Below are 19,962 nucleotides of genomic sequence, written 5' to 3'. Positions count from 1 at the left end.
CACTACACTAACAATTGTGCTTACATGTGTAAGTATAGCAGTGAATTTTTATCTTTCAAGCACTATGTGCTGATTTGCACTTAAAACGAACAGAATGAAGGGATGTGTTAGCTTTGAGAAAGTCAAGAGAAGACAGTATACACTCTCAGAGATACATTATGGATGCATTGAGCGCACTGTTGCATGAACATAAACTACAAGATATAACGGTAACGGCTATTTGCAAAAAGGCTGGAGTTGCCAGAGTCACATTCTACAAATACTACCGAAACGTTTACGACGTGGTGCAAGCATCTGTGGATGAAATTGTTCAACAATTCTTAAAAGAGGTTGATAGTTTGGATCCATATGAAAGTATGCAGCTAATTATTGAATATATCATAGAGGGGTTTGTGTCTGCACAGAAGCCGTCAGGAAAGTTAATTGATTTAAATATATCTAGTATGATGCTTGAGTATTTGAATTATACAATGGAAAAGGTCTTTCAAACTGACATTACGCGTAATCATGACATGAGCAGAATGCAAATCCTGTTTTTAGCAGGCGGTATCTTCAATATTGTTACCGATTGGATTAAAAGAGGGTCAAGGGAGTCTCCTCAGGCACTTGCTGCAAAAATATACGAGATTCTTCCTTATGAGACAACAGATACAAGGAATTTGGAAAATTCATGATGTAACTGTTCTCCCTTTGATTACATCTAAAAAAATGGGCATCACATAAATAGCTACGAGTAGTTCATCTAACCATAAACGACCGTTTTTGGTTAAAAGAGCAAAACTTTTTTTCATATAATCTCGCCACACATCCATCGACTTAAAATCTCATAATACCCTCAGAACGAAAAATGTGTACATTTTGCTCAATTTTTATTGTTTTGGGGTAATTCGTTCTTTTTAGGTTGATGGATGTGGGGTACCGCCACATCTATCAAGATAACAAAAATAATATCCCCTTAAGGTAAAAATACGCTATTCTTTCTGTATAATTATAGGGAAGGGTAGCATTTTTTTTATTTCTGTTTTGAGTATGGGGTATGAGGGGCCACTACGAAAGAAAATTTTTTAGAAAAACAGTTAAGAAGACCATGTAATGTAGTTATAATTTTTTAGAGAAAACATCCATAGCGGATACTTTTTACTATATAAAATTTATATAGTAAAAGCATAATTTAACAAAGTGGACCATTGACCCCCGTAATTCATCCCATATCTCAAACATTTTTCCATAGCTAAAATATAATAAACAAACGTTTGTTTAATTTTTCCCATAACTAACTTCTGTATCATATAAGTAAAAAAGATAAAGAAAAACCATTTACATATATTCATGAATTATATTTAGTTATAATATGAAATTCATTTTCTTATAGTTAATTAATCTTAAACAAAAATATATACCGTTCTGTAAGAACGCTACTTTCTTCTCTATTTACCTATACTTATAATTTCACTAATTTATTATGATGTAGATATTAATTTAAAGTTATTTATACAAAACAACTAAATGGATTTTTTAGGTAGAGAAAATAATATACCATTTTGTTTGCTTAATTCACATAATTTTCAAAATTAAAATCTGTGGATGTTAATATTTGTTATATAATATACTTATCAAAGCATTACCCCTGTAGTTTTATAATGAATCTGTAAGATAGTTTGTTTGTCCCGTATATTCACCTTAACTAAAAAGAACTTGTAGTGATTCCTACAAGTTCTTTTTGTCTTTCTTATTGTAATTAGGATTGAAACAATAAGAAAGTATTTATCGCTAGTTTGCTAAATAAAATTTTTATATTTTTGAATTTTAATAGGTTTCATTAATAAAAATTTTTAGACTATAGAATGAATCATTAGACTGATAAAAAAATAAGCAAAAGGGGAAGAACCACCAATATTCTTCGCCTTTTGCCTGTAATTAGGGTTTCTATATTAATGAATATAGAAGATTATAAAATGTTGGATGCAACAGTTTACATTTAAAATTATAGCAAGAGTAACAGGTGTTTTTTTATGCAATATTGCATAAAAGGTTATGATTTATCAAATATACATGTCTAATGAGGAACACAAAAACTCCATATAGGATGAATTTAATCCTTACAGTTTCTTTATAGTGAGTTAAAAGTGGCAAAAATTAAAAGATTAATTTTATCAATACGAGTTTTTTCTTTTACATATTAAAATGGAAGTACCCTTTCAATGTATACTGACCCTTTCACAAATGGTGAAGGGATTTTTTTATTTGATAAATAAGTTTTACAAAATATACAAAATATAAAACTCATAAGAATCAGTGATATATTACAAATATAATGTTATCAATATTGATGCAAGTCCCTAAGTATGTTGTGATAAGGACTTGTTTGCATGGTTACCACTCTTTTATGTACAATAAAAGAAAAACATCTTATGAGATGGGGAGAGGAAAACCCATGTCCAACCAACAATTAGTGAATTTACGCATTGATTTTGCTTTTAAACAATTATTTGGCACAAGTGGAAATGAAGATATTCTCATTGCTTTTTTAAATGCTATGTTACAAGGTTCTTTAGAATCGCCTATTGTTTCCTTGCAATTAGAAGACCCACACTTGCACCGAGAACATGAAGAGGATAAATTATCGATTTTAGATATTTCCGCTACATTAGATACAGGAACAAAAGTAAATGTAGAAATCCAACTAAATAATAATCATGATATGATTAAGAGAAGTTTATATTATTGGGGAAGGCTATACACATCCCAACTACAAAAAGGAATGCCCTATAGTTCTCTCCATAAAACCATTACGATTAATTTGTTAAATTTCGTTATGTTTCCTGAATATGAGGCATTTCATACAACAGGAATCCTATGGAATCAACAGCAACAGAAGATATTGAGTAGTGATATTGAAGTTCACATCGTAGAGATTCCAAAACTCATGCAACAATGGCGGAATGAACAATTAAATCCCTGGGAAGATTCATTTGTTCGTTGGTTGTTATTACTTCCAGCGAATGAGGATGAACACTTAACCCAAACATTGGAGGATATTGCGATGAACCAAGACCCGATTTTACAAAAAGCGATGAATAAATGGGAACGTATGAGTCAAGATTCTTCTTTCCGACAAGCGTATGAAGCAAGGGAGAAAGCTTTGATGGATGAAGCCGCGAAGTTCGCTCATGCTCGTAATGAAGGAAAGAAAGAAGGGCGTCAAGAGGGAATTGAAGAAGGCAAAATCCAATTAATTCGTGGAATGCATAAAAATGGAATGCCAATTGAAGATATTGCAAAGTTTACAAATTTACGCATAGAAGAAATACAAAACATTTTACAAGTCTAAATGATAAAAAAAATAACACCTACATTGTAGGTGTTATTTTCAGGCTGTGGAGAAAGTCTTCTCCACAGCCTGTTTATGTGTCTGAACCTCTTTTTATGTGTCAACACTGATAAAAAAGAGGTAAAGGAGAGATTTTTTATGATGGGTGCTTTAAAAAATCATCGTGATGAGCGTGTATCCGTTTCTGTAGAAGAATTAGTTCCGCAAGACCATTTCCTTCGTGCGATTGAAGCGACAATCAGTTTTGATTTTATTGAGGAAAAGTTACGCCCTTATTACTGTGAAAACAATGGTCGTCCGTCAATTCACCCTATCGTTTTATTTAAGATGATGTTTATCGGATATTTTTATGGTATTCGTTCAGAGCGACAATTGGAAAAGGAGATCAAAACGAATATTGCCTACCGTTGGTTTCTAGGTTTTTCTCTATCAGATACAATTCCAGATCATTCTACAATCAGTTGGAATCGCCGTACTCGTTTCATTCATACAAATATTTTCGAAGAAATTTTTGATGAGATTGTGAGTCAAGCGACCGAGCACCGTATGGTGGGAGGACGTGCGTTGATGACAGATTCTACACACATTAAGGCGAATGCCAATAAAAATAAATTTGTACATAAATATAAAAAAGAAAAGGCAAAGTTCTATATAGATGAACTAGAAGCTGCGGTAATCGAAGATCGTGAGGTACATGGAAAAAAGAATTAAGACCTAGAAAGGAAAGTGATACCCCCACTAAAAAAACTCGTATCAGTACAACGGATCCAGATAGTGGATTTTTAATGAGGGATGGAAAACCGAACGGTTTTCATTTCTTAGATCATCGTACGACTGATGCGAAATATAATATTATTACAGATACCTATATAACGGCTGGAAATATGGCGGATTCCGAGCCGTATTTAGCACGTCTACAAGCTCAAACTAATAAATTCGGATTCAAAGTTGAAGCTGTAGCTCTTGATGCAGGCTATTTTACAGGTTATATCTGTAAGAAACTATCAGAACAGAATATATTTATGGTGATGGGGTATCGCCGATTTGGAAAGCGAAATAAAGACGTTCCGAAAAGCCAATTTAAATATGTAAAAGAAATGAATGTATTTGCTTGTCCGATGGGATGTATTTTAGAATATACGACAACGGATCGCGAAGGATATCGTCAATATAAATCAAATCCAGAAGACTGCGCTGTTTGTCCGCTACGTGAGGTATGCTTTTCAAAAAAACAAAAACAAAAAGTTATCACTCATCATATATGGGAAAAATATAAAGATATCGCTAGAAAAAACAAACTAACAGCTACAGGGAAAAGACTGTATAAAGTACGCTGTTCAACTATAGAGCGAAGCTTTGCGGATGCCAAAGAACTACATGGCTATCGATATGCTCGGTTTCGAGGGCTGAAGTCTGTCCAAATGCAAGCTTACCTCACCGCAGCTTGTCAAAACATGAAAAAAATAGCCCTTCACCTAACCAAAAAGGGTCTGGTGGAGGGTTGTTTTTCTAAAATTTATTATTTTATATTGTTTTCATTTACTAAAATTAAAAAGGATTGCAGAATGTTGGGAACCCTAAAGGGTTTCCCAACACTCTGAAAATAACACCTACATTGTAGGTGTTATTTTTTTAATGGCCACCGCCACCAGGAGTATAATTTATGTTCGAAGGAATATAAATTCCTGTTCCTGGATCAAGAAATCGATTGTTTTCTTTGTTACTTGTTTTAGAATTCAATTAATATTTCACATTCTTTTTATCTCCATTGAATAATTAACGATTACTCCTTTATCAGTGTGCCATATATCTTTGACTGTTTTTTTCTTAATATCATAATAAGAAAGCACACTTTCCTTTGGGGACCCCAATGTATTATAATCTTTTTTACTATCATAAAGACTTGATAAAAAAAAGAAACCTTCACTTTTTTCACTATACTTTAACGCTCTTATTTTAAAGTGTTTTTCCGTATCGTCAAATAGTGGCTTTATTTTTTTGGAATTCAAATTTATTTCTGCAACATGGGAAGTAGGGTTGGTCAAATTTTCATCATAACTGAATATCACTGAACTTTCATCATCGGCAAATGAAGCCCCGCTAATAAATTTTTCCACTAAGCTAACATGTTTTTCTTTATTTCCATCCACATTATAAATATCTAAACTGTATTTAGCTGGACGCATTGTGATTTGTTTTTCATTTGCTTCTTCAAGCTTCTTTTTATCCTCAGCCTCAGAAAAGGAAACTATAACTAATTTATTATTAATGGGATTGTAATCAAAATCCAAAATACTTTTATCCTTATCGTCTTTTTCCCATATTTCTAACTTATCCTTTTCAATATTATAAGTGGCAATATGAAAATTACGATACTCATCTTTTAATAAAACTCTCATGAAAGCCGTTGTTTGTTTGTTATCTATTTGTATAAGATCTACATTACCTAATTCCTTAGTCAATTGCCTTATTTGATTTTTTTGTAAGTCCTTAACAAACAATTGCATTGTACCGTCTTCAGCTTTATCAGCAAAGTACAATTTGTTATGGAGTTTTGAATAAGAAAAAGTAGTATAATCTGGTATCTTTTTCTTTAATAATACTGTATTTTCTTGTAACGTTGGATCATATTCATAAAATGTATTTGTAAGAAGCTTAGGTTCAAATAGGTTTATGTATCATTTTTATTAACAACAACACTCCCAGATGTAAGGAATTTGTAACTAAGTATGATACACAAAGATACAGCTATTAATGAAAAAACTATGGTTTTCTTCATTATATCCCCCCTAAAAAAAATCCAGATATAAAGTAGTATATCCGGACTTTTTCGAAAATTATTCGATTATCGCTATTCCACCGGATCGTTCAGTTCGACCATTCTTAATCTGACCATCACTTAGTTTTCCCCCTAATGCCACAAATGTATTAGGAAGTACATCCACTATAACACCAAATTTTTTAAACTCGCCATAATCCCATTTCTCAAGAACTCTAGATTTCCCTTTATCTAAGTTCGTTACTACAATTTTGGTGCCCTTTCTAATATATGCCTCACTTGAGTCAACAGCGCAATCATTATCCGTCATCCACTTTCCGTCAGACCCTGGTTTGTAAGGCGTGTAATTACTTATCTTACCGTAACGGGTTATCGTATCCGCTTTAGCTGTTTGTCCTCCAAATACATTGACTGTTGTTAATAAAAACGTAGCAATAATAAAAATGAAACTGAATTTCTTCTTCATAATATTTTTTCTCCTTTTCATTTTTTGAACTAGTTCTTTTTAATTTTATAACACGGGAACAATTATTCAACATCATTGTTAAATAATTCCAAATTGTATTCATATATAGATTTATAGAGAAAATGCTAATAGCCTGGATACAGTTAAGTAAGTATTACTACAATTTATAATTTTTTTCTTGGGTTTAATATAAGAGAAGTAAAAAAATCTAAGTTGATGGGCATGTATGGTGCCCCCTAATAGTATAATTTTTGTTGATTTGGTTAGGATGGTGACATCAGGGACATGAAGAGGTGACATTTTTGGGAGTAACAATTAAGATAATGAAATATCAAATTTTATGTCCAATGAATGTCGATTGGACAATATTTGAAAAACATTTACGAAACTTAACATATCAGGTCAGAACGATAAGTAATCGAACCATTCAACAATTATGGGAGTTTGATGCTTTATCCTTTGACTACTTTAAAGAAAGAGGGACATACCCTACTGTCCAAGATTTGTATGGGTGTACACAGAAGAAAATTGATGGCTATATATACCATACATTACAAAGTAAATATCCAGATATACATAAAGGAAACATGTCTACTACTCTTCAAAAAATTATAAAAACGTGGAAGAGTAGAAGAAATGAAATTAGAAAAGGTAAAATGTCAATTCCTTCTTTTCGAAATCGCATACCAATTGATCTCCATAATAATTCTGTAGACATAACAAAAGAGAAGAATGGAGATTATATTGCTGGTATATCTCTTTTTTCACGAGATTTTCATAAGGAAAATGACGATGTCCCAAAAGGGAAGATTTTTGTAAAGTTAGCTACCCAAAAACAAAAAAGCATGAAAGTTATTTTAGACCGATTAATTAATCAAACATACAGCAAAGGCGCATGTATGATTCATAAATACAAAAATAAGTGGTATTTATCAATTACTTATAAATTCAATGCTATAAAAGAAAATAAATTTGATAAAGAATTAATCATGGGAATTGATTTGGGTGGAATAAATACAGTTTACTTTGCATTTAATGAAGGATTTATTCGTAGCAATATTAAAAGCGATGAAATTAAAATGTTTAATGAAAGAATTCGCCAGAGACGTATCAACTTATTGAAACAAAGTAAATATTGTAGTAATAGCAGAACTGGAAAAGGTAGGACGAAACGATTACAGCCAATAGACGTGTTAAGTAATAAAATAGCTAAGTTTCGAAATAGCACTAATCATAAATATGCAAACTATATAGTGAAACAGTGTCTAAAGCATAATTGCGGGCGGATTCAAATGGAACTTTTAAAAGGTATATCAAAAAATGATAGGATTCTTAAAGATTGGACTTATTTTGATTTGCAGGAGAAGATCAAAAATCAAGCAGAGATTCATGGAATTGAAGTTATTAAAGTTGCCCCAGCGTATACGAGTCAACGATGTAGTCAATGCGGATATATTTGTAAAGAAAATCGTTGTACACAAGCTACGTTTGAATGTAAGCAGTGTGGATATAAAACACATGCTGATTATAATGCGGCGAAAAACATTTCTACTTATGACATCGAAAATATTATAAATAAACAATTAGCGGTACAAAGCAAATTGCATTCAAAAAAATGTATGGAAGAGTATATAGAAGAGTTAGGATACCTGGATTAATGTAGGTAATTGAGTCCATATTAAATAATTTGGTGGATTTACACGCCATAAATGGAGAAGTAGCACATAAGAAATTTACCAAGTGCCAACACTCCGTAAGGTAGTATCAAATGTAAATAAGCATTGATGCGTGGGCATTTTTCATGCTCTGAAGGGTGTAACACAAAGACCGTTACACAGTACATCTATTTGCTGGTAAAATAATGTTTAATGTCCATCTTATTAGTTTTTTCGCATCTGTTAAAGTATCTATCTTTATTTTATCGGGGTTTGGTACTAACATAAGATGTATTTAAATTGGTACAATAGACCTAGACATTAAGTAAAATAATAAGTTTGTACTAACATAAGATGTATTTAAATGGTGTCATTTTACCATTTAAGGATAAGTTCCCTAAAAGTTTAGTACTAACACAAGATGTATTTAAATGAGTCTAGTCAGTAACTCAGTAGTTTGTCCCTCGTGTTTAACATTAACATAAGATGTATTTAAATAATTGAGCTTAATCCTAACGATGATAAGGTCTTTGTTTACCAGTAACATAAGATGTATTTAAATTCGTGTATGTAATCACCATCAATATCCCGATATTCGTTTACCATTAGCATAAGATGTATTTAAATCGTTTAATGTGTAATTTCTATATCAAAGAAGGACTTTGTTTACTATAAACATAAGGGGTATTTAAATAGGTTTATAAAAATCATTAAACTAAGCTAAGAAAGTGAATTTTATCAATACGAGTTTTTTCTTTTACATATTAAAATGGAAGTACCCTTTCAATGTATACTGACCCCTTCATAAATTGTGAAGGGATTTTTTTATTCAATAAATGAGTTTTACAAAATATACAAAATGTTAAACTTATAAAACCCAGTGATATCAGTAAGTGTGCATGAAATCACTGGGTTTTTATTTGGATATTTAATGGTGTGTGTTACAAATTATAAAAAGATATAAACTTAGTTTTACTTTTTAAATATTATCCGTCCTAAAAAATGGCCAATGTTCATAAAGGTACAATTTTCTGGACACATACAATGGAGGGTTGTATCAAAATTCTGATTATTCAACTATAGAATCGCATAGGATATATATATATTTCTTTACATTCATTATTTTCAGAAACATTACAAAGCTGTCAGATAAATGAAAGGTTATTCAATATGAAAAAGAAAGTATGTGCATTACACTTATTTTGAAAAGGTCGAAGATAAAGGAGACTTACTAGATGGAAACATTAAAGGTTCGTGAATTAAATAAAACTTATAATGGGAAGGTATCATATGAAGCACTTACAAATATTAATTTAACAATAAATAAGGGTGAGTTTGTAGGAATTATGGGGCCATCAGGAAGTGGAAAAACAACTCTGCTCAATATGATTTCCACTATTGATACTCCGACTTCAGGAGAAGTATTAATTAATGAAAAAAAACCTGATCGATTGCCAGTTGATGAATTAGCATTATTTCGACGTCGTGAATTGGGATTTATTTTTCAATCGTTTAACCTTCTGAATACATTAACAGTGAAAGAAAATATCGTTCTTCCACTTACATTAGAAAACGCGAATCTGTCAGAAATGAACAAACGAGTTGAATCAATTTCTATACAATTGGGTATAGAAAAGATTTTACATAAACGCCTATATGAAATTTCTGGAGGACAAGCTCAACGGACAGCAATTGCTCGTGCATTAATCCATTCTCCACAATTAGTTCTTGCAGATGAGCCGACAGGGAATTTAGATTCGAAGGCTGCAAATGATGTAATGCAATTATTAGTAGAATTAAATAAGGAGCACCAAACAACTATGGTGTTAGTAACACATGATCCATTGGTTTCCAGTTACTGTGATCGAGTAGTATTTATTAAAGATGGAATGCTTTATAACGAGATTAAATGTGAAGATAATCGCTTAATTTTTTATAAGAAAATTATGGATGAATTGTCTCTATTAGGAGGAACCGAGAATGAGTTTTCGTCAATTGGGCTGGAATAATGTCATTCGTAATAAGCGATTATATCTAGGATATTTTCTGAGCAGTATTTTTACTGTAATGATTTTTTTCACGTTTGAGTTACTTGCATTTCATCCCCAATTTAGTGGAAAGCTTGGAGCAACAAGTGAATCTATGATTGGTTTGGGTACACAAGGATTTAAAATTGCTCAATATTTAATTATATTTTTTTCTTTTTTCTTTATTTTATATTCTGTTGGCACATTCTTGAAGACGAGAAAACGTGAATTTGGTATCTTAACACTTCATGGCATGACGAATTTCCAATTAAAACAGTTAATTTTCATTGAAAACATGTTAATTGGGAGTAGTTCAATTATTGTAGGAATTGGAATTGGGCTTATTTTTGGGAAGTTAATCTTATTAGTAAGTGCATCTATATTTGTTTTAAAAGGAGGATTGCCATTCTATTTTCCAACAAAGGCAATTCTTGTGACAAGTATTTCATTCTTGTTGTTATTTTTATTGGTTTCGTTCTTTACTACAAGAATAATTAAACTAACTCAGGTAATTGAATTGATGAAATCAGAAGAAAAACCAAAGCCAGAACCAAAAGTATCTAAATGGTTAGCTATATTCGCGATTTTGTTTATTAGTATTGGTTATGCTGCTGCATTTTATCTAGATACTGCGTTGAAAACAGGAAATCACTATATTTATGCTCTGTTAGCTTGTGTATTCTTTAGTGTATTAGGAACCTACTTTTTATTTACGCAGCTTAGTTTTTATCTGATTAAAACATTACAAAAGCGTGAGCACATATTTTTTAAGAAGACGAATCTGTTAACCATATCAGAATTATCGTATCGAATAACAGATAATGCAAAAACACTATTTATAGTCGCGATTCTATCAACAGTTACTTTGACATCTATTGGTGTTTGTCTTGCTATAGGTAGTAGACAATTAGCATTAGCTCAAAGTCCCTATGCATTTACTTATACATCCTATAAAGGAAATGTTTCAGAAAAATCGCATGTTTCTGAGATAGAAAAGCAATTAAATGCTGCTGGATTTTCATATAAATTAGCGTCTCATACCATTATTGTAACACATAATAGGTTTGAGGTTATGAAGCTTACTGATTTTAATGCAACAGCGAAAATACTGGGGTATCCCACAGAAACTTTAAAGAATGGACAGGATAGTTTGATTCTCCCATCTAAAAATAGAATGAAACAACAATCTGAGAATGAATTAAAGAAAGAAGCCTCTATACTAAAAGAAGGAGATACGCATATTCATCTTTCTAATTCAAAGTTATTGTTAAATAATAAAATGAGACCGACATATGGAGTTTACGTTGTTGTTGTTGATTCAGTTTACGAAAAATTAAAAAGGACATCACAATTACAAGAAAATACAGCAGATGGGTATACGAATTACGGGTATTTAATTCAAAATTGGACTGATACAGAAGAAATTTCTAAAAAGATTACGAAAATAATCGATTCTGATACCCAAAAAGGAAATGTGTTTTACAATTTTCATTCGTTATATTTAGATTGGATGGAAAGTAAACGATTTAATGCAATACTAGCTACTATCAGTGTGTTAGTGGGGATTGTATTCTTTGTGTTTGCAATAAGCTTTTTATATTTCCGTCTATTTAATGATTTAGAGCGGGACAAAAAACAATATGAAATGCTTTCTAAATTAGGATTAACTCAAAAAGAATTAAAAAGAATTGTGACGCAGCAACTTAGTATATTATGTTTTATTCCTATTATCGTTGCAATTATTCATAGTAGTGTAGCCTTTATGGCATTACAATATTTAGTACAGCGCAAAGCAGGGGTAGATTTACCTGTTACAGGAAACTCCATTCTGATATTCACAAGTTTTATATTTGTACAGTTCATTTATTACTTAATTATTCGAAGGAATTATTTACACCAGATGATTCAATAGATTACTCGGGTTCTCGAAAAACTAAACATCACTCAAAAACAGTATGGTTAGCTTAAGTTAAACCATACTATTTTTGATTTAGTTTTGAATCTTGAAAGTAATCAGGGCTGGGATTTTTTTGATAAATACGTGTATTCGACTTGATACTTGTTTTGTTAGCTTGATAGCGATGGGGTACCGGCAGCATTTCAGAAAAAAACCACGCTAAAAGTATGCAAGGTTTTATACATCTTTTTGGCTAATCCAATAACAAACGAGAACCCTAAAACCCCACCAGGATAAGAATGTATAGAAAAATGCATAGACCCATGAAACAAAAAAGGAATTTCCCTTGTGAGAGAAAGGGGCCCTATTTTTCCTTGCTACTGATAATGATGCGTTATGTTAACCGAACATGTATAAAATATACAGCCAATTTCTAGAACAAATAGCTTCCTTCGAATGGTACAATTAGGAAAAAGGGAGAGATATTATGCTTTCTGTATTGATTACAATAGGGGATAGCACCAATAAAGCGTAAACTTCGTACGCTAAGCAAAATTTCATAAAGAAAAAACCGATTTCCTGTACGCTAAGAGATAATCGACTTCTTATTGTTAAGTTATCTGTAGCGCTCTTTCTCGTAATTTACCATGTTTCCCAAAGAAAATAGCAAAAGGTAAGGCTATGAACACATTTACAAAATGACGAGAAAAATGACAAAACTGTAAGAATGCACGAATGTTTGTAAGAAAGTTCGATGTTTTCCTTTTTCTTTTTTTATTATAGTGAAAAAAAGAAGGAGGAATTTGAAAATGTCTTTTTCTCAATTCAATATTGATATTTTTCGAGCAATTAATGATTTAGGTAAACAATATTCATTCCTAAATTCAGCCATGATATTTTTGGCAGAATATATGGTATATATTCTTGGTTTAATTATTATAGCTTATTGGTTTACCGGGTCTAGAAAAAATAGGATGATGGTTATTCAAGCGATGGTTGCTTTTGTGATTGCTGAGATAATTGGAAAAATAGCAGGGAAATTTCATTTGAATTATCAACCGTTTGCAGTATTGCCTGATGTTAATAAACTTGTCGATCATGCTGTAGATAATTCATTTCCTAGTGACCATACGATTCTCTTTTTTTCGATTTGTTTTTCATTTTGGCTTGTTCGTAAAAAGACTGGATGGTTATGGCTTATACTTGCATTTTGTGTAGCGATCTCTCGTATTTGGGTAGGAGTTCATTATCCTTTTGATGTTGTAATAGGGGCTTTAATAGGATGTGTTTCAGCGTTATTTTCGTATTGGTTAGTACCGAAATTTTCTTTTATCAAGCAATTGCTTACTCTATATGAAAGAGTAGAGAAACATGTTTTACCATCCAAAAACAAATCAAAGGGATTTTGAGTATACAAGTATAAAAATTAACGTGAAAAGTGGGGGAATTATGGGGAAAGAAATATTATTTGATAATGAAGGTCTGATTCTAAAACTAAATGGGATAACAGGATTACTTGCATTAAAACTAAAATTAAAAATGCCTTATAACACGATTAAGAGTGTGTATGTTGACTATTTTGATCCTCCACAATGGATGCTTCGTATGCCTGGAACATCAATTTCTCCTCTCAATATTTTTGAAGGAAGTTTTAAATATGCTGATGAATGGTACTTTCTCTCTTGTGAAAATAGAGTCCCTCTCGTAATGATTGAATTAAAAGGTCATGAAAAATATAAGTATGTCTTTTTTGAGATTGATGATCCTACCAAAGTAGCCGCAGATATTAGAAAACATATAAAAGATTTGTAAGTATTGACCTATCAATATATTACTTCCGCTAACGATCATTATGTAAATAAGCTGTCCATGTGGACAGCTTATTTACATAAAATTCGAAAACGGAAGTCAATGTATCTTGTTTATTTAACATTAGCATCCGTTTGTTTCACAAACAAAGACCATTTAATTTAAAAACTTATAAAAAATGGTTCCAATCACTACTACACAACTAGTTCTTTAATGGTGTTAAGTATCCCTTCTGAATAAGAACCTATGGTTAAACGCTCATGTCCATTTTTTGCCTCACTTGTAGCATTCTCAAGTAAATAACCGAATTTTACAGCCTGTAACATTTTCAAGTCATTACCACTATCACCGAAGGCAATTGCATTTTGTCGGTCTATCTTAAATTTTGCTAATATATATCTCACAATCTCGTCTTTTCCAGTCCCTAAAGGGATAAAATCAATATCATATGCATTCTCTGGATCTCCAGCCAAAGGATTACATTGATTGATGTTTATACTAATTTTAAAATCACTAGCAACTTGTCTAATATGGTTAAGGTTTAATTGATCGTCCTTTTCATTCTTGCTGAAATAGTAGTAATTGCTTTTGTATTTTGATGCACCCATCTGTGATTGGCTATCTAAAGCAATATTTTTAGAAGCTAACAAATCAACTATCTCTTTTATTTTATCGGGATGGTAATTGCCATTATCAAACCTGCTAAGCCATTCTTTATCAATTTCACCTTGTTTTAATTTGTTGAAATAATGAATTTCTGTTCCCAAATCACTTGCAATAAAATGAGGAAGATACTGAAATCCACCCCTCTTCATTTTTTCAAGAACAGCCTCAATGTTACTACCTGTTACCAAACCAAAAAGTAAACCAGAAATCTTACTTTTTTCTACGATAGTCTGTTCTAATGCTTGTATTTGACTTTTTCGTTCGGCGGTTAATTGGTGAGGAAAGTACGTTTCATCAAAATCACTAAATACAATGTACTTAGGATTTGGTATTTCTGGTAAAGTTCTAAATAGATTGTAGTCCATAGAGTAACCTCCATAAATTCTTCTCTCATTCACCTTCATCTTACTATAAATATCCAATTACTTATATAACTAAACTGCCAGTTAATTGAACAAGAAACAATGTATACCATATACATGCTCGGTTAACATAACGTCTCATTATTGGTAGCAAGGTTAAGCTATTAAGGATTCCTCTTTTGTATCTAAAATTTACAAATAAAAAAAGATAAGATCGGCGAATACGATCTTATCTTAAGCATAAGGGAAAAACAAGTGACAGAAAACATCTTAATTTTTATGATATTATATTTTTTGTTAATTTTCGATATAAAACCCATATTTAACATCTATATCAATATTGAGAAATTTATTACAAAATTAGCTATAAATGATTCAAAACCCCAATGTAAACTTTTAGATATTAGTTTACATTCAAATACCCTGAAATATTGACTGCCCGCCGAATCCCCTCATATTCTCAATTTATATAATAAAAGTATACATTCAAATCGTTGTAAACGAAGAGATATAAAATAATCTTAATAATCACTTTGCTAAAAAAATTAAAAATACTTATTTAGCAAAAGTATTTTTTAAATTTGAAACACTATCATTTTCCTTCTTTTTTTGTTCCTCTTCTTCTTTCTCTTTCTGTTCTTTTATATCAACCAACATATTTTCAAATTGTGACAATAAATAATTTCGATTTTGAGAAGTAATTATAGCTTTAAAAGCCCATGAAAAAATAACTGTAATAAATACTAAACCAAACAAAGCAATCACAGAAGGAAGTTCATTCACATATTTAGCATGAAAAATAATTAACATATAATCTTTTAATACAAACGTAAACATAAACAATATAACTGAGGCAATCACAGGAAAACCTTTAGATAGATCATAAAAAGCTTTATTAATAGCACTAGTACGATTAATAACATCTTTTATTGTTTCTAAATCCAACATAGCTAATTCTTTTTTTTTCTCATTTAACTCTTCTAAACTATCAGAATTACATAAATCAAAATTCTCCGAAACAAATTTTACAAATTCCCTCCATTTTGATAATAACAAATTCTTTTTGAGTAAACTAATCATAAAACACCTCTTATAATTTATATTTTATATATTAAGATTATAAAATAAGTTTTGTAACATAAATACTCTGTCCTTTCCTTCTTATCTAAACGAAATTTCTAAAATCAAAGATGTACATTCATTGTCAAATAATTGACTTCAATATAATTCACCTGATACCTTTTTTAAAGAAAAGTATACATTCAATACATAAAAAAGAGGGAACAACAAAGAAAGAACGCATGATTAACATTACTTCCATTTTTGATGAGGTATACCCTTATGCTCAAACTCTAGATAATACCTGGTTATTTCCTTCTCGAAAAGGAGATAAACCCATTAGTAAAATTCAAGCCTATCGACAATTACAAAAAGCCGGAGATTTTGCCGGGGTCGAATCTTTAGGTACCCATACCATGCGTAAAACATTTGGATATTGGTTTTACAAGCAAACAAAGGATATTGCTATGTTACAAGAAATATTGAATCATAGTACACCACAAATTACACTAAGATATATCGGGATTAATAAGGAAGAAAAAGATAATGTACTTGATACATTCCGCATCTAATATAAATTAGATGCTTCTTTATTTTCGGAGATATGGTAAAACAATATTCGGATGGGATTCCAATACATATTATTAAATATTAAAGTGGTTCAATTCATAGAAAGGCACCTTTGGGTGTCTTTTCTTTTGTACACTAAAAAGCCTCGCCATCCTATGGAAATGGTGAGGTTCTTATGTATATTACTCAGTATCTTGTTTCCTATAATACTTTCTTCTTGATGGAACATCTATTGCCTCATAATCATAACAACAAAAATAATTCCTGCAATTACGAGGACCGAAAAACATAGACTAATATATGCAATATTAATTAACCAATAATTGCAACTATATTAATTTTACATTACATTAAGGGTGGAGAATATTCTTATACTAATACAGCGCTAAATAGTAGGGGGAAAAATGGAATTTAACGATTTGGGTATTACCATTAAAGAACTTCGAATTAAAAAAAATATATCACAATCCGAATTATGTCATGGAATATGTTCACAAAGTCAAATTAGCAAGATAGAAAAAGGTATGATTTATCCATCTAGCATATTGTTATATCAATTATCAGAAAGACTTGGTATAGATCCAAATAATATATTTGCAATAACTCAAAATAAAAAATTAAAATATGTAGAAAATGTAAAAAGTGTAATTAAAGATTGCATAAGGCAACATCAATATAAAGAACTTTATGAAATAGTAAAAAAAGAGAAAAACGAAAACAATTTCCAATCAACAGAAGATAAACAATTTCTAGTATGGCATGAAGCAATTGCCATATATCGTGTGAATAACTCAATAAAATCGGCTTTAACTCTTTTAAATCATGCATTAAAACTAACTTTAACCAATGCTGATTGTTTATCAGAAAGAGAAATAGATATTATGCAGACAATGGCTATATTTTATGCAGAAAACAAAGAATACAAAAAAAGTATTAATATATTAAGAAGATGTTTAACTAATTTTAATAAGTTAGATTTTCCTAGAGATAAAGAAATTAGATTAAAAATCATTTATAATTTATCAAAATGTTTAAGTTCCACATGTCAATACGAAGAGGCAATAAAATACATTGATAAGGGCATCCAATTAGCTATTAATCTAAATACTTTATACTTATTGGGTGAACTATACTATGGAAAAGGTTCAAACTTATTAAAGCTTAACCAATCTAATGACGAAAATGTTGCTAATAACATGAAAACAGCATTATTTATATTTGAATTAACAAAAAACGAAAACAAATTACAAATAATTAAAAAAGAGTATTTTGAAAACGAAGATAACCATTCATAATTTCTTAAAAACTACTTACACAGCTCAAAGGAGAAGTCCCTATAGTTTTTAAACTTGGAACCATAGTATTAAAATTAAAGTGGTTCAAGTCGGAGGAAGGCACCTTAGGGTGACTTTTCTTTATACATTAAAAGGGGCTCGGTCTCGACAGCATTTCGGAAAAAGACCATGCTAAGAGTATGCAAGATTTTATACAACTTTTCGGATAATCCAGTAATAAACAAGAATCCTAAAACCGCGCCAGGATAGGAATGTATAAAAAATGCATGTAGCCATAGAAAAAGAAAAAGCCGGATTCCTTGTGAGAGTAAGAATCCGGCTTTTTCTTACTAAAAATAAAGGACGTTATGTTAACCGGCCGTGTATGGAATATACATCCAATTTTCATGACAAATCACTTCTCCCGAATGATACAATCAAGGAAGAGGAGGATTATTATGAAAAAACATCGTTTTAGAAAACTACTTTTATGTTTTACAGCTCTTTTAGTGTTACCTGCTTGTCAAAAGTACAACGGTGACTTACAACAGTGGGGTAGCACTGTTGATACTGTTGATACAGCTAAACTAAAAAGAAATAACATTCCGTATGAAATAAGAGATGGTAAAGTATATATTCCTGAAGATGCCTTTAGCGATGCTACATACTGTTGTACATAAGCAGTTAATATAAGCTCCCTTCTAAACTGGAGGAGGGGTTTGCTATGAAAATCATTAATGGGAGATAAAACATAAATTTTACAAAGAAAGAAATTAAAAAAGAAATTAAGAAAACCAAACGAAAATCGTTAATTGTATTATTTTGTATAGTTGGTTTGTTCGTATACGGAGTGTATTGGGCGTTTTTCAGTATGGATCGATTACCGACAGGTGAAAAGATTGCTGAAAAACAGTCTCCTGACGGAACATATACATTCAAAGCTTACGTAACAAACGGTGGAGCGACAACGAGTTTTGCTGTTAGAGGAGAGTTAGTATTTAATCATCGTAAATATTTCAAGCCAAAGAATGTATATTGGAATTACCAAGAGGATACAGCAAAGATTGTCTGGAAAGACAATGATACAGTAATTATTAACGGACATACGTTAAATGTTCCTGAGGAATCATACGATTTCAGAAACGATTAACTGTAAACTTATAGATTCATTGACTGCTGCTAACGATAATTATGTAAATAAGCTGTCCATATGGACAGCTTATTGTATTTTTTGCTTAGCGTGGTTTTTTTCCGAAATGCTGGCGGTTCCACTACTAGTATTCTTGCATTTAAATTATTTTTAATATATTATATTTATATGGTTATATAGAGATTAGTGTATACAAAAAGGATTTTACCAAACGTAATATAATTTATCCTTGTATTTTTAATATGTATCTAGTAAAAATACATTTTTTATCAATACAATTATGTTTTGAATATAAATGGAAGCTTTTAAATAGAAGTTTATTTACTTTCAATGATAGGAGTTAGTTGTTCTAGAACATAGAGGAACAAGGCACCATACAGAGTAATCTGACGAACCTAAGAAATACTTTATGCAGTTTGTTCATCTCAAGTACAACAAGAGAGTCTTACCTCTCTAGGCAAGACTCTACCAGTGTAGTTGTATAATTTTTACATATCAAATAAGAAACAGAAAACATATAACACCAAGTAGCAGAACCCTACCATTCCGCCTACAGCTAATACCTGTTTAACCCAACTCTTAAATTTTAGATTACTGTAAATCTCTTGTACTCTTTCCATATTTCCTCCTATTAAGAAGAACCCTTAAAGACTCTCACCTTGCTATGGTACCATTAAAGAATGACTAATAGAGGTCTAATTTTTGTCTAAACGTATAAATATGCAACATTGCATACAGAAATGTATTGTTACAAATGCGAACGCTTACTATAATAAGGGTATAAAGATTAATCACATCCTAGTACTAACAAAAGAGGAGGAAATAATATGGAAATCGCAATGGCAGTTTTAAAATTTATAGGTGGAGCAATCCCATTAGTTCAAGAACTTCTAAAAGCATTTATGTAAATTCACTAT

General features: G+C 31.0%; 15 protein-coding genes and 2 pseudogenes. 13 read left to right on the top strand and 4 right to left on the bottom strand.

All coding sequences use genetic code 11. From position 1 onward, the window contains the following. The first annotated feature begins 158 nt into the window (after positions 1 to 158). The 3 genes from MHH42_RS30125 (at position 159) to MHH42_RS30115 (ending at position 4,932) form a co-directional block, all read left to right on the top strand. On the top strand, positions 159 to 674 hold the full coding sequence (locus MHH42_RS30125; RefSeq protein WP_098060487.1) for a TetR/AcrR family transcriptional regulator: 516 nt from the start codon (positions 159 to 161) through the stop codon (positions 672 to 674). Positions 675 to 2,434: 1,760 nt separating this feature from the next. After that, on the top strand, positions 2,435 to 3,331 hold the full coding sequence (locus tag MHH42_RS30120) for an Rpn family recombination-promoting nuclease/putative transposase (RefSeq protein ID WP_097837891.1): 897 nt from the start codon (positions 2,435 to 2,437) through the stop codon (positions 3,329 to 3,331). Positions 3,332 to 3,469: 138 nt separating this feature from the next. After that, a protein-coding gene (locus tag MHH42_RS30115; RefSeq protein WP_375166148.1) for an IS1182 family transposase occupies positions 3,470 to 4,932 on the top strand; the annotation gives its coding sequence in 2 pieces (ribosomal slippage) (positions 3,470 to 4,031 and positions 4,031 to 4,932; 1,464 coding nt in all). A 147-nt stretch (positions 4,933 to 5,079) separates the two neighbouring features. Here the strand turns inward: MHH42_RS30115 and MHH42_RS30110 are convergent. Next, complete coding sequence (locus tag MHH42_RS30110; protein WP_340895260.1) at positions 5,080 to 5,838, bottom strand: hypothetical protein; 759 nt, start codon at positions 5,836 to 5,838, stop codon at positions 5,080 to 5,082. Positions 5,839 to 6,168: 330 nt separating this feature from the next. Beyond that, entirely contained in the window at positions 6,169 to 6,576 is a 408-nt protein-coding gene (locus MHH42_RS30105) for a hypothetical protein (RefSeq protein ID WP_098060479.1), read from the bottom strand. Positions 6,577 to 6,878: 302 nt separating this feature from the next. Between MHH42_RS30105 and MHH42_RS30100 the strand changes: the two genes are divergently transcribed. The 5 genes from MHH42_RS30100 (at position 6,879) to MHH42_RS30080 (ending at position 13,967) form a co-directional block, all read left to right on the top strand. Beyond that, complete coding sequence (locus tag MHH42_RS30100) at positions 6,879 to 8,234, top strand: transposase (RefSeq protein WP_340895256.1); 1,356 nt, start codon at positions 6,879 to 6,881, stop codon at positions 8,232 to 8,234. Between the two features lie 1,232 nt (positions 8,235 to 9,466). Next, positions 9,467 to 10,240 (top strand): ABC transporter ATP-binding protein, encoded by a 774-nt coding sequence (locus tag MHH42_RS30095; protein ID WP_340895255.1) that lies wholly within the window; start codon positions 9,467 to 9,469, stop codon positions 10,238 to 10,240. Next, entirely contained in the window at positions 10,212 to 12,170 is a 1,959-nt protein-coding gene (locus tag MHH42_RS30090) for an FtsX-like permease family protein (RefSeq protein WP_340895253.1), read from the top strand. Before MHH42_RS30095 ends, MHH42_RS30090 begins: the two co-directional genes overlap by 29 nt. A 794-nt stretch (positions 12,171 to 12,964) precedes the next feature. Beyond that, positions 12,965 to 13,564, top strand: coding sequence for an undecaprenyl-diphosphatase (locus tag MHH42_RS30085; RefSeq protein ID WP_097854306.1), 600 nt, complete (start codon positions 12,965 to 12,967; stop codon positions 13,562 to 13,564). 40 nt (positions 13,565 to 13,604) lie between these two features. Continuing rightward, a complete protein-coding gene (locus MHH42_RS30080) occupies positions 13,605 to 13,967 on the top strand; it encodes a hypothetical protein (protein ID WP_063549262.1) in 363 nt (120 codons plus the stop codon). A gap of 191 nt (positions 13,968 to 14,158) precedes the next feature. On the opposite strand, the gene MHH42_RS30075 is transcribed toward MHH42_RS30080, so the two are convergent. Further along, positions 14,159 to 14,995, bottom strand: a complete 837-nt coding sequence (locus MHH42_RS30075; protein ID WP_097887915.1) for an HAD-IIB family hydrolase — start codon at positions 14,993 to 14,995, stop codon at positions 14,159 to 14,161. A 552-nt stretch (positions 14,996 to 15,547) separates the two neighbouring features. Then, on the bottom strand, positions 15,548 to 16,072 hold the full coding sequence (locus MHH42_RS30070) for a hypothetical protein (RefSeq protein WP_195755609.1): 525 nt from the start codon (positions 16,070 to 16,072) through the stop codon (positions 15,548 to 15,550). 191 nt (positions 16,073 to 16,263) lie between these two features. Between MHH42_RS30070 and MHH42_RS30065 the strand changes: the two are divergent. From MHH42_RS30065 to MHH42_RS30045, 5 genes and pseudogenes are all read left to right on the top strand, one after another. Then, positions 16,264 to 16,623: pseudogene (locus MHH42_RS30065) on the top strand (tyrosine-type recombinase/integrase); the annotation flags it as partial. 402 nt (positions 16,624 to 17,025) lie between these two features. Beyond that, positions 17,026 to 17,916: a helix-turn-helix domain-containing protein gene (locus MHH42_RS30060; protein ID WP_000395463.1), complete on the top strand. Its 891-nt coding sequence runs from the start codon at positions 17,026 to 17,028 to the stop codon at positions 17,914 to 17,916. A gap of 437 nt (positions 17,917 to 18,353) precedes the next feature. Beyond that, a complete protein-coding gene (locus MHH42_RS30055; protein WP_097854311.1) occupies positions 18,354 to 18,575 on the top strand; it encodes a hypothetical protein in 222 nt (73 codons plus the stop codon). Between the two features lie 71 nt (positions 18,576 to 18,646). After that, positions 18,647 to 19,045 carry a DUF5412 domain-containing protein gene (locus MHH42_RS30050; RefSeq protein WP_185777344.1) on the top strand — a complete coding sequence of 133 codons (399 nt, stop codon included), beginning with the start codon at positions 18,647 to 18,649 and terminating at the stop codon, positions 19,043 to 19,045. 720 nt (positions 19,046 to 19,765) lie between these two features. Next, positions 19,766 to 19,953: pseudogene (locus tag MHH42_RS30045) on the top strand (hypothetical protein). The last annotated feature ends 9 nt before the right edge of the window (positions 19,954 to 19,962 follow it).

The organism is Bacillus sp. FSL L8-0099 (genome assembly GCF_038006385.1).
GTDB lineage: Bacteria > Bacillota > Bacilli > Bacillales > Bacillaceae_G > Bacillus_A > Bacillus_A toyonensis.
Note: the sequence above shows the minus strand (reverse complement) of the source record. Positions and strands in the feature narration are given on the sequence as shown.